This is a genomic window from Variovorax sp. FG153 (assembly GCF_057809595.1).
Genome location: NZ_JBMDKG010000007.1, coordinates 18,024 through 29,775, shown reverse-complemented (window position 1 = coordinate 29,775; position 11,752 = coordinate 18,024). Strand labels below are relative to the sequence as shown.

General features: G+C 69.5%; 9 protein-coding genes. 8 read left to right on the top strand and 1 reads right to left on the bottom strand.

The window, feature by feature from the left end:
• Positions 1–22 precede the first annotated feature (22 nt).
• The 3 genes from ACODT0_RS10545 to ACODT0_RS10535 all read left to right on the top strand — a co-directional run bounded on the left by ACODT0_RS10545 (position 23) and on the right by ACODT0_RS10535 (position 1,147).
• Complete coding sequence (locus ACODT0_RS10545) at positions 23–409, top strand: rard protein (protein ID WP_489041207.1); 387 nt, start codon at positions 23–25, stop codon at positions 407–409.
• A 16-nt stretch (positions 410–425) separates the two neighbouring features.
• Positions 426–893: a DUF3592 domain-containing protein gene (locus ACODT0_RS10540; protein WP_489041206.1), complete on the top strand. Its 468-nt coding sequence runs from the start codon at positions 426–428 to the stop codon at positions 891–893.
• A gap of 95 nt (positions 894–988) precedes the next feature.
• Positions 989–1,147 (top strand): DUF3309 family protein, encoded by a 159-nt coding sequence (locus tag ACODT0_RS10535; RefSeq protein WP_082321553.1) that lies wholly within the window; start codon positions 989–991, stop codon positions 1,145–1,147.
• Between the two features lie 106 nt (positions 1,148–1,253).
• Here the strand turns inward: ACODT0_RS10535 and hrpA are convergent, their stop codons facing one another.
• Positions 1,254–5,039, bottom strand: a complete 3,786-nt coding sequence (hrpA, locus tag ACODT0_RS10530) for an ATP-dependent RNA helicase HrpA (RefSeq protein WP_412179544.1) — start codon at positions 5,037–5,039, stop codon at positions 1,254–1,256.
• Positions 5,040–5,530: 491 nt separating this feature from the next.
• On the opposite strand from hrpA, the gene ACODT0_RS10525 reads away from it, so the two are divergent.
• The 5 genes from ACODT0_RS10525 to dapD are packed head-to-tail and all read left to right on the top strand — an operon-like array spanning position 5,531 to position 11,752.
• The gene (locus tag ACODT0_RS10525) at positions 5,531–7,537 is read left to right on the top strand and encodes an AAA family ATPase (RefSeq protein ID WP_489041205.1); all 2,007 of its coding nucleotides are present in this window, start codon (positions 5,531–5,533) and stop codon (positions 7,535–7,537) included.
• A gap of 43 nt (positions 7,538–7,580) precedes the next feature.
• The gene (gene argA / locus ACODT0_RS10520) at positions 7,581–8,927 is read left to right on the top strand and encodes an amino-acid N-acetyltransferase (RefSeq protein ID WP_057591743.1); all 1,347 of its coding nucleotides are present in this window, start codon (positions 7,581–7,583) and stop codon (positions 8,925–8,927) included.
• A gap of 31 nt (positions 8,928–8,958) precedes the next feature.
• The gene (locus ACODT0_RS10515; RefSeq protein WP_057591744.1) at positions 8,959–9,594 is read left to right on the top strand and encodes a LysE family translocator; all 636 of its coding nucleotides are present in this window, start codon (positions 8,959–8,961) and stop codon (positions 9,592–9,594) included.
• 47 nt (positions 9,595–9,641) lie between these two features.
• Entirely contained in the window at positions 9,642–10,868 is a 1,227-nt protein-coding gene (dapC, locus tag ACODT0_RS10510; RefSeq protein ID WP_261205857.1) for a succinyldiaminopimelate transaminase, read from the top strand.
• Between the two features lie 50 nt (positions 10,869–10,918).
• Positions 10,919–11,752: a 2,3,4,5-tetrahydropyridine-2,6-dicarboxylate N-succinyltransferase gene (dapD, locus tag ACODT0_RS10505; RefSeq protein ID WP_057591746.1), complete on the top strand. Its 834-nt coding sequence runs from the start codon at positions 10,919–10,921 to the stop codon at positions 11,750–11,752.

Here is an 11,752-nt window from a genome sequence, read left to right as displayed (position 1 = left end):
CCGGGCCACGGGACCGCACGCGATGAAGGCGCCACGGCTGCTCCTCGGCGCGCTCGCGCTGTCGTTCTTCGCCGCCGGCGCGGCCGACGCTTTCGTGCCGCTGCTGCCGGACCGGCAGTACTCGGCCGTCGACATGCTGCACATGCCGCTGATCACCGCGCTGTGCTACGCGTGGTGCCGTGCCGACCTGCTCGCGCGCGGCCAGGTGCCGCGCGGGCGCATCGCGCTGTTCGCGGGCCTGTTCCCGCTGCTGGGCGTGCCCGTGTTCTTCCTGCGCACGCGGCCCTGGCGGCAGGCGCTGCTCGGCCTGCTGCGCACCGTGGGCTTTCTCGCCTTCTGCCTGCTGCTCGCGAGCCTCGGCGGCCTGCTCGGCGACTTCGCCGCGGGCGCCTCGCACCGTGGCGGCTGAGGGAGGCACGCGCGCCATGGCGAATCCCCAGCTTCGCACCCTGCAGAAGGTCTTCGGCGGCGTCGGCGCGGCCCTGTTCGTGGTGGCGCTGCTCGTGGCGGCCCACACCCTCTACTTCATCCGCTCCGCGGTACACGCGCCCGGCGAGGTGATCGACCTGCTGCACGTGGAATCGGACGACGATGGCGACGGCACCTGGAAGCCGCGCGTGCGCTTCCGCACGGCCGCAGGCGAGACGATCGAGTTCGAGTCCTCGACCAGCAGCAACCCGCCCTCCTACGAAATCGGCGAAGCGGTGCAGGTGCTGCATGCGCCCGGCGATCCGCGCAACGCGCGCATCGACGGCTTCTTCTCGCTCTGGGGCATGTCCATCGTCTTCGGCGCCATCGGCACGGCCTTCCTGGTGGTCGTGCTGGTGCTCGCCATCGCCGCCGCGGCTACATCGGCGCAGCCCACCCGGCGCGGGCGCCGACGCCCACGGTAGGACAGTCCTGACCGGCGAAGGCGCGGCTCTCTTGCGCTGCGCGCACCCCGGGGTCACGAGCATCGAGGCTCGATAACAACGTCCCTGGAGAAAACATGTCGCTCTCGTTCATCCTGCTGATCGTCCTGATCCTTCTGCTGATCGGCGCGCTGCCGAGCTGGGGACACAGCCGTACCTGGGGCTACGGTCCCAGCGGCGGTCTTGGTCTCGTGCTCGTGATCGTGATCATCCTGGTGCTCATGGGCAGGATATGACGCGCGGGCGAGGCGACACGTCGCCTTGCCCTTCATGACGAGGCGAAGGCCTCTTCGGACGAAGCCCGCGGCAGCGGGCTTTTTCTTTGGAACGTCGAAAGGACCGTCAGGCCTGCAGCTGCGCCCAGGCCTTGTCGAGCCGCTTCACGCTCACCGGCTGCGGCGTGCGCAGTTCCTGCGCGAAGAAGCTCACGCGCAGCTCCTCGAGCAGCCAGCGGAACTCGAGCATGCGGTCGTCGACCACGCCCTTGCGCTCGGCCACCAGCCGCCAGTAGCGCTGCTCCTGCGGCCGCAGCTCGGCCAGCTTGGCGGTGTCGCGCGCCGGGTCGCCGCGCAGCTTGTCGAGCCGCAGCACGATGGCCTTGAGGTAGCGCGCGAAATGCTGCAGCTGCGTCCACGGCGCATCGGCGATGAAGCGCTTGCCGACCAGCTTCTGCAGCTGCTGCGCGGCGTCCTGCACCGACTCGGGCTGGATCTTCGTGTCCTTGATCTTGCGCGCGGCCGCGGCGTACTCCACGAGGATCGTCGCGGCCAGCCGCGCCACCTCGCTGGCGATCAGGGTCAGCCGGCCGCGCCCCTCGTCGAGCCGCCGCTTGAACGCGAACTCGTCGGCCGGCAGCGGCTCCTGCAGGAAGGCACGGTCGATCGCCACTTCGACGATCTGCGCGCGCAGCTCGTCGGCGGTGCCCAGCGGCATGTAGGCCACGGCCATCTTCTGCAGGTCGGGGATGTTCTTCTCGAGGTACTTGAGCGCGTCCTTGAGCTGCAGCGCGAACAGCCGTCGCAGGCCCGCGCGGTGCTTCGCGGCCGCGACCGCGGGTTCGTCGAAGACCTCGATCGTGACGGCATCGCCCTCGTCGCGCAGCGCGGGAAAGCCCACCAGCGACTGGGCGCCGCGGCGCACCTCCATCAGCTCGGGCAGTTCGCCGAAGCTCCAGGCGGTGTAGCGCTGGCCGGCCGGCAGCGCCGGCGTGGCGGGCGCGGCCGGCGCGGCCTCCTGGGCGCGGCGCGCGTCGGCGGGCGCCGCGGTCTTGGCGGGTTCGGCCGAGGCCTTCACGTTGAGTCCGGCCAGCGCCTGGAACGCACCGCGGGCCTTCGCGCCGAGCTCGGCCTTGAGCGCGCCGAGGTTGCGCCCCATGCCGAGCTGGCGGCCGTGCTCGTCGACCACGCGCAGGTTCATGAACAGGTGCGGCGCGAGCATGTCGAGCTTGAAGTCGGCGCGCTTCACGTCGATGCTGGTCATGTCGCGCACGCGCTTGAGCAGCACGTCGGTCAGCGAGCCCGTGCCGAACAGCTCGGGCGCCGACAGCGCCTCGGCCAGCTTCGCCGCCGACTCGGGCAGCGGCACCAGCCGCGAGCGCGGCCGCTGCGGCAGGCTCTTGAGCAGCGCCTGGATCTTGTCCTTGAGCATGCCCGTCACCAGCCATTCGCAGCGTTCCTCGCTGACCTGGTTGAGCACGAACAGCGGCACGCTGACCGTGAGGCCGTCCTTGGCATCGCCGGGTTCGTGCAGGTAGCTCGCGGCGCAGTCCACGCCGCCGAGCCGCAAGGTGGGCGGGAACGACTGGGTGGTGATGCCGGCCGCCTGGTGGCGCATCAGCTCGTCGCGCGTGAGGAACAGCAGGCGCGGCTGCTCCTTCGAGGCCTGCCGGTACCAGTTCTCGAAGGTCGTGCCGCTGGCCACGTCGGCCGGCAGCTGCGCGTCGTAGAAGGCGAAGATCAGCTCGTCGTCGACCAGCACGTCCTGCCGGCGCGACTTGTGCTCGAGGCCCTCGACCTCGCGCACCAGCTTGCGGTTGGCCGCGAGGAACGGAAAGCGGCTGTCCCATTGCCCGCCGACCAGCGCCTCGCGGATGAAGATCTCGCGCGCGGCGACCGGGTCGACGCGCGTGAAGTCGACGCGCCGGCCGCTGTAGACCACCAGGCCGTAGAGCGTGGCGCGCTCGAGCGCGGCCACCTGCGCGTTCTTCTTCTCCCAGTGCGGATCGAGCAGCTGCTTCTTCAGCAGATGGCCGCCCACCTGCTCGAGCCACTGCGGCTCGATGTTGGCGATGCCGCGGCCGAACAGCCGCGTGGTCTCGACCAGCTCGGCCGCCACGATCCAGCGCCCGGGCTTCTTCTTCAGGTGCGCGCCGGGGTGCTTGTAGAACTTGATGCCGCGCGCGCCGAGGTAGGCCTCGTCGTCCTCGAGCTTCCAGCCGATGTTGCCGAGCAGGCCCGCGAGCATCGACAGGTGCAGCGGCTCGTAGCCCGCGGGCTCGGCATTGATGCGCCACTTGTGCTCGGTGACCACCGTGAGCAGCTGCGAATGGATGTCACGCCATTCGCGCACGCGGCGCACGTTGATGAAGTTCTGGCGCAGCAACTGCTCGTACTGCCGGTTGCTGAGCTTGTGGCTGTCGCCATGGCCGCCGCGCGCATCGGCGATCCACTTCCACAGCCGCAGGTAGCCGCTGAACTCGCTCTTCTCGTCGTCGAACTTCGAATGCGCCTGGTCGGCCTGCTGCTGCGCTTCCATCGGCCGGTCGCGCACGTCCTGCACGCTGAGCGCCGAGGCGATCACCAGCACCTCCTCGAGCGCGCCGCGCGCACGGGCCTCGAGGATCATGCGGCCCACGCGCGGGTCCAGCGGCAGCTTCGCGAGCTCGGCGCCGGTGGCGGTCAGCTCGTTGGCATCGTCGACCGCGCCGAGCTCGTTGAGCAGCTGGTAGCCGTCGGCGATGGCGCGCGGCGACGGCGCCTCGAGGAAGGGAAAGCGCGACACGTCGCCCAGCCGCAGCGACTTCATGCGCAGGATCACGCCCGCGAGCGACGAGCGCAGGATCTCGGGATCGGTGAAGCGCGGCCGGCCCTCGAAGTCCTTCTCGTCGTAGAGGCGGATGCAGATGCCGTTGGCCACGCGGCCGCAGCGGCCCGCGCGCTGGTTGGCGGCGGCCTGGCTGATCGGCTCGACCAGCAGTTGCTCGACCTTGCTGCGGAAGCTGTAGCGCTTCACGCGCGCCGTGCCCGCGTCGATCACGTAGCGGATGCCCGGCACGGTGAGCGAGGTCTCGGCCACGTTGGTGGCCAGCACGATGCGCCGGCCGGTGTGGCCGTCGAAGATGCGGTCCTGCTCGGCCTGCGACAGCCGCGCGAACAGCGGCAGCACCTCGGCATTGCGGTAGAGCGGCTGGTGCGTCAGGTGCCGGCGCAGGTGGTCGGCCGCCTCGCGGATCTCGCGCTCGCCCGGCAGGAAGACCAGGATGTCGCCCGCATGGTGCGGATCGCGCCAGAGCTCGTCGACGCCGTCGGCGATGGCGTCGTTGAGGTCGTGGTCGCGCGATTCCTCGAAGGGCCGGTAGCGCTGCTCCACGGGGAAGGTGCGGCCCGACACGAACACCGTGGGCGCCGGTCCCTTGGCCGAGGCGAAGTGCTGGGCGAAGCGGTCGGCGTCAATGGTCGCCGAGGTCACGATCACCTTGAGGTCGGGCCGGCGCGGCAGGATCTCGCGCAGGTAGCCGAGCAGGAAGTCGATGTTCAGCGAGCGCTCGTGGGCCTCGTCGATGATGATGGTGTCGTAGGCCTTGAGCAGCGGATCGGTCTGCGTCTCGGCCAGCAGGATGCCGTCGGTCATCAGCTTGACCGAGGCATCGCGCGACAGGCGGTCCTGGAAGCGTACCTTGAAGCCGACCACCTCGCCCAGCGGCGTCTTGAGTTCCTCCGCGATGCGCTTGGCCACCGAGCTCGCGGCGATGCGGCGCGGCTGCGTGTGGCCGATCAGGCGGCCCTTGCCGGGCTCTGCATTGAGCTTGCCGCGGCCCAGCGCCAGCGCGATCTTAGGCAGTTGCGTGGTCTTGCCCGAGCCGGTCTCGCCGCAGACGATCACCACCTGGTGCGCCTGGATGGCGGCCATGATCTCGTCGCGCCGGGCCGAGACCGGCAGCGATTCGGGGAAGTCGATGCGAAGGGGGGAAGTCGTCGTGGTCGTCAAGGGAGGGGGTCGCAAGCGCAGGCGCCCGTGCTCTTCGGGCAAACCGTCGATTATCGGCGCGCACCACGGATGTTGCAGCGCTTCCACACCGCGGCGTAAATATTCTTTACGCACCGGCCGCGCGCCGCTACGATCGCGGCCATGACCACCATCCTTGTACCCCCCTCGCTGCGTTCACGCGCAGGCCACGTGATTGCACGTGGCGGGGTCAAGTCGACCCGCCCGGCCTGACGAAGCCCGCGCGCGCCGCGTTCCCTTCCCTCACGGAACGCCGCCGCCCGCACGCTTCGGAAGCGATCCGAAGCGCGCCGCCCTGATCCCTCCCAGTGCATCGCATGCAGCCCTCCCCGTTCGCGGGGAAGCGGCCGCGTTCCCGTCTCCCGACCATTCATCCGAAGAAGAAAAAGACCGCCATGTCCAACGACATCCATTCCGACCTGCATGCGACGCTGGCCCAGCGCTCGCGCCACCTGCAGGCCGTGGCCCAATCGCTGAAGACCGAGCTCTTCGGCATCGACGACATCATCGATCGCGTGATCGATTCGCTGCGCGCCTGGTACGTGCTGCCGCAGCTCATCGGCCGCCCGGTCGTCATCTGCCTGTGGGGCCTCACGGGCACCGGCAAGACGCAGCTGGTGCGCCGCCTGGCCCAGCACCTGGGCTTCTACGACCGCTTCATCGAAGTGCAGATGGACGGCTTCAGCCACGGCTCGGGCCACCGCAGTGCCGGCTCGATCTCGGCCATGCTGGCCGAGTCGGGCATCGCCGAGGGCGAGCGCGGCATCCTCGTGCTCGACGAGTTCCAGCGCTTTCGCACCGTCGACAAGCGCGGCAAGGAGACCAAGGTCGAGCGCTACCAGGACGTCTGGGCGCTGCTGTCCGACGGCCGCCTGCCGCCCTCGCTGTCGGTGCTCGGCGAGATCGAGTCCTCGCTGGCCTGGGCCGAGTACGACCAGGATCGCAAGAGCGCGGACGAAGACGATGAGGAAGACGACGAGAAGGACGGCAAGCCGCGCCGCAAGCGCCGGCTGCAGCTCTCGCCGTGGGAAGCGCAGGAGTTCAAGCGCTGCCTCAAGCTGCGCGAATCGCTGCTCGAGATCATGACCTGGAAGCCGGCCGAGATCCAGGAACGGCTGCGCGCCTTTCGCGCCTCGCAGCAGAGCTGGGAGAGCGACTACTCGAAGCTGCTGGTGTTCGTCTCGGGCAACCTCGACGAGATGTATGCCGAGACCGCCAGGCGGGTCGAGGACTGCGACACCGACGCCGACATCTTCCACGCGCTGACGAAGAAGCTCTCGCTGATCGACGTCAAGAAGGCGCTGGCCGAGCGCTTCAAGCCCGAGCAGATCGCGCGGCTCGGCAACGACCACGTGATCTACCCTTCGTTCGACCGCGCGACCTACGTGCGTCTGATCCTCTCGATCTGCGACCGCTACGTGGCCGAGATCCAGGAAAGCTCGGGCGTGCGCTTCGTGCTCGACGCCAGCGTCTACGAGCAGATCTACGCCAACGCGGTGTTCCCCGCGCAGGGCACGCGGCCGCTGTTCTCGTCGATCCACGCGATCCTCAGTGCGACCCTGGTCAACGCAGCGCTCTGGGCGCTCGAGCAGGGCGCCAACGGCGCCGAGCCGGTGTGGCTGATGCTCGACGCGGGCGACGGCGCGCAGGGTCAGGCGAGGATGGTGGCGCGCCATCGCCTCGCGCGGCGCGAGTTCCCGGTGGTGCTCGAGCTCAACCGGATCAAGCAGCGCGCCAATGCCGACTTCCGCGCGCTGCTGGCGGTGCACGAGGCCGGCCACGGGCTGGTCTATGCGCTGCTGTTCGGCCGCGCGCCGCAGGAGATCCGCATCAACGTGGCCTCGTTCGAGGGCGGCTACAACAGCTACGTGAAGCGCAAGGCCTGGTCGAAGCAGAACACGCTCGACAGCATCTGCGTGAGCCTGGCCGGCCGCGCGGCCGAGCGGCTGGTGTTCGGCGACGCCGGTGCCACCACGGGCGCCGAGCAGGATCTGGCGCAGGCCACCGCGACCGCGGCGCGCCACGTGCGGCACCACGGCTTCGGCAGCCGCTGGAGCCGCACCGACGTGACGACCGACGCCAACGACAACCTCAACACCGACGTGGCGGCCACCAACCCGGAGATCGAGCAGATCCTGGCGCGCGAGCACATCCGCGCGCTCGAGCTGATCGAGTCGCACGCGACGGCCTTCCTCGCGGTGGTCGATGCACTGATGGCGCGAGGCTCGATCGCGCCGGCCGAACTCGCCGGGCTGCTCGGCCTGCCGTTGGCCGCGGCGGGACCGGCGGCCGCGCCGGAGCCCGAGCCGCTGGAGGCCTACGCCACGCAGCTCGCGTCGTTCAAGGCCCGCGGCACGCCGCCGGCCGGGGCCGCCGCGCGGCTGCTGCGCGCCCTGGCCTGATGCGCTGCACCAAAACGCGTCCAAGAATGCACAATCACGCCCCATGTCGACCGTCTTCAATTTCACCTTCGTGCCCTGGTTCCGCTCCGTCGCGCCCTACATCCACACGCACCGTGGCAAGACCTTCGTGGTCGGGCTCGCGGGCGAGGCGATCGCGGCCGGCAAGCTCCAGAGCATCGCGCAGGACCTGGCCCTGATCCAGAGCATGGGCGTGAAGATCGTGCTGGTGCACGGCTTCCGCCCGCAGGTCAACGAGCAGCTCGCCGCCAAGGGCCACGAGGCCAAGTACTCGCACGGCATCCGCATCACCGACGCGGTGGCGCTCGACTCGGCGCAGGAAGCCGCGGGCCAGCTGCGCTACGAGATCGAGGCCGCGTTCAGCCAGGGGCTGCCGAACACGCCGATGGCGGGCTCGACGGTGCGCGTGATCTCGGGCAACTTCATCACCGCGCGGCCCGTGGGCGTGGTCGACGGCGTGGACTTCAAGCATTCGGGGCTGGTGCGCAAGGTCGACTCCACCAGCATCCGCCGCACGCTCGATTTCGGCGCCATGGTGCTGATCTCGCCGTTCGGCTTCTCGCCCACCGGCGAGGCCTTCAACCTCACGATGGAGGACGTGGCCACCAGCGTGGCGATCGCGCTGCAGGCCGACAAGCTGATCTTCCTGACCGAGATTCCCGGCATCCGCATGGACAGCGAGCTGCCCGAGAGCGAGGACAACCCGATCGACACCGAGCTGCCGCTGGACGCCGCCGAGAAGCTGCTGGCCTCGCTGCCGCCGCCGCAGAAGCCGACCGACACCGCCTTCTACCTGCAGCACTGCGTGAAGGCCTGCAAGGCCGGCGTGGAGCGCAACCACATCCTGCCGTTCGCGCTCGACGGCTCGCTGCTGCTCGAGGTCTACGTGCACGACGGCGTGGGCACCATGGTGATCGACGAGAAGCTCGAGAGCCTGCGCGAGGCGACCGTGGACGACATCGGCGGCATCCTGCAACTGATCGAGCCCTTCGAGCGCGACGGCACGCTGGTCAAGCGCGACCGCACCGAGATCGAGCGCGACATCCACCAGTACACGGTGGTCGAGCACGACGGCGTGATCTTCGGCTGCGCCGCGCTCTATCCCTATCCCGAGGCCAAGACCGCCGAGATGGCCGCGCTCACCGTCTCGCCGCAGTCGCAGGCCCAGGGCGACGGCGAACGCATCCTCAAGCACATCGAGCACCGCGCCAAGGCCATGGGCATCGAGAGCCTGTTCGTGCTCACCACCCGCACCATGCACTGGTTCCTCAAGCGCGGCTTCCAGCAGGTCAACCCCGACTGGCTGCCCGAGGCGCGCAAGCGCAAGTACAACTGGGACCGCAAGAGCCAGGTGCTGGTGAAGAAGATCTGAACCCTTCCATCGATTCCGCGCGCGAGAAACCATGACGCTCACCACCGCCTTGCTGTTCTCCATCGTGGCCCTGGCGGCCATCGCCACGCCCGGCCCCACCGTGCTGCTGGCGCTGAGCAACGGCTCGCGCCGCGGCGTGCGCGGCGCGCTGCCGGGCATGTTCGGCGCGATGCTGTCGGACTTCGTGCTGGTGGGCGCGGTGGCGCTGGGCCTGGGCGCGCTGCTCGCGGCCTCGGAATTCTGGTTCTCGATGCTCAAGTGGGTGGGCGCGGCCTACCTCGCCTGGCTCGGCATCCGCATGCTGCGCTCGAAGGGCGGCAGCTTCGAACGGCCCGCCGAGGGCGCGGCCGCCGCGCCTGGCAGCGGCCGGCAGGTCTTCCTCAAGTCCTTCCTGGTGGCGGTGACCAATCCCAAGGGCTATCTGTTCTGCTCGGCCCTGCTGCCGCAGTTCATCGATCCCGCCGCGTCGCAGGGCATGCAGTACGCAATCATCGCGGTGCTGTTCGCGGGCCTCGACATGGCCGTGATGCTGGTCTATGCCTTCGTCGGCGCCAAGGCGATGCAGCTGCTGACCGCGCGCGCCGCGCGCTGGATCGACCGCACCTGCGGCGCGATGCTGCTGGCGCTGGCCGGCTCGCTGGCCTTCTACCGCCGCGCCACGCCCTGAGCCCGCGCCGGGGCGGCGGCGGTCCGTGTCGCCGATAATCGCGCCCCATGAATCCCCTGCTTTCCAGGCTCCAGCCCTACCCCTTCGAACGGCTGAAGCAGCTGTTCGCCGGCGTCACGCCGAACCCCGACCTGAAGCCCATCAGCCTCGGCATCGGCGAACCCAAGCACGCGACCCCCGAATTCATCAAGGAAGCCCTGAGCGCCGGCCTCGGCGCGCTGGCCGCCTACCCCGCCACCGCCGGCGACCTGAAGCTGCGCACCTCGTTCACCGACTGGCTGCGCACCCGCTATGGCCTGGCGCTCGACCCGGCCACCCAGGTGCTGCCGGTCAACGGCTCGCGCGAGGCGCTGTTCTCGCTGGCCCAGACCGTGATCGACCCCAGCGACACGGCCCATCCGCCGGTGGTGATCTCGCCCAACCCGTTCTACCAGATCTACGAGGGCGCGGCCTTCCTCTCGGGCGCCGAGCCCTACTACGCGCCCAGCGTGCCCGCGCGCAACTTCGCGGTCGACTGGGACAGCGTGCCCGAGGCGATCTGGCAGCGCACCCAGCTGGTCTTCGTCTGCTCGCCCGGCAACCCCACGGGCGCCGTGATGCCGCTGGACGAATGGCGCAAGCTGTTCGAGCTCTCGGAGCGCCACGGTTTCGTGATCGCCGCCGACGAGTGCTACAGCGAGATCTACTTCCGCGACGAGCCGCCGCTCGGCGGGCTGGAGGCGGCGGCCAGGCTTGGCCGCGGCGACTTCAAGAACCTGGTCGCGCTGACCTCGCTGTCCAAGCGCAGCAACGTGCCGGGCCTGCGCAGCGGCTTCGTCGCGGGCGACGCCGAGATACTCAAGAAATTCCTGCTCTACCGCACCTACCACGGCAGCGCCATGAGCGGCGTCGTGGCCGCGGCCAGCATCGCCGCCTGGGGCGACGAGGAACACGTGGTGCGCAACCGCGAGATGTACCGCGCCAAGTTCGCGGCCGTCACGCCGCTGCTCGAGCCGGTGCTCGACGTGCGCCTGCCCGACGCCAGCTTCTACCTCTGGGCCGGCGTGCCCGAAGTGTGGGCCGGCGACGACGAAGGCTTCGCCCGCGCCCTTCACGCTCAATACAATGTCACGGTTTTGCCGGGGAGCTATCTGGCACGCGACACGCACGGCCCGCAGGGCGGCGCCCCCGTCAACCCGGGCAAGGGCCGCATCCGCATGGCACTGGTGGCCGAGACCGCCGAGTGCGTCGAGGCGGCCGAACGCATCGTGCGCTTCGTGCAGGGCGGCCGCTGATCCTGCCTCTCCCCGCCCCCCATTTTTCGCTTCTTCATCCGAGAGTCCTCATGACCCAGCAACTGCAACAAATCATCGACGCCGCGTGGGAAGACCGCGCCAACATCTCCGCCAGCGCCTCCTCGGCCGAAGTGCGCGATGCCGTCGAGCACGTGATCGTCGAACTCAACAACGGCAAGCTGCGCGTGGCCACGCGCGAGGGCGTGGGCCAGTGGACGGTGCACCAGTGGATCAAGAAGGCCGTGCTGCTGTCGTTCCGCCTCAAGGACAACGAGCAGATCCAGGCCGGCTCGCTCGGCTTCTACGACAAGGTGCCGACCAAGTTCTCGCACCTGTCGGCCAGCGAGCTCAAGGACTCGGGCGTGCGCATCGTGCCGCCGGCCGTGGCCCGCCGCGGCAGCTTCATCGCCAAGGGCGCGATCCTGATGCCCTCGTACGTGAACATCGGCGCCTACGTGGGCGAAGGCACCATGGTCGACACCTGGGCCACCGTGGGCTCGTGCGCGCAGGTCGGCGCCAACGTGCACCTGTCGGGCGGCGTGGGCCTGGGCGGCGTGCTCGAACCCCTGCAGGCCAACCCGACCATCATCGAGGACAACTGCTTCATCGGCGCGCGCTCCGAAGTGGTCGAAGGCGTGATCGTGGAAGAGAACTCGGTACTCGGCATGGGCGTGTACATCGGCCAGAGCACGCCGATCTTCAACCGCGACACCGGCGAAATCTCGTACGGCCGCGTGCCCAGCGGCAGCGTGGTGATCAGCGGCAACCTGCCCAAGAAGACCAAGTCGGGCCAGGACTACAGCACCTATGCCGCGATCATCGTGAAGACGGTCGACGCGCAGACGCGCTCGAAGACCAGCCTCAACGACCTGCTGCGCGACTGA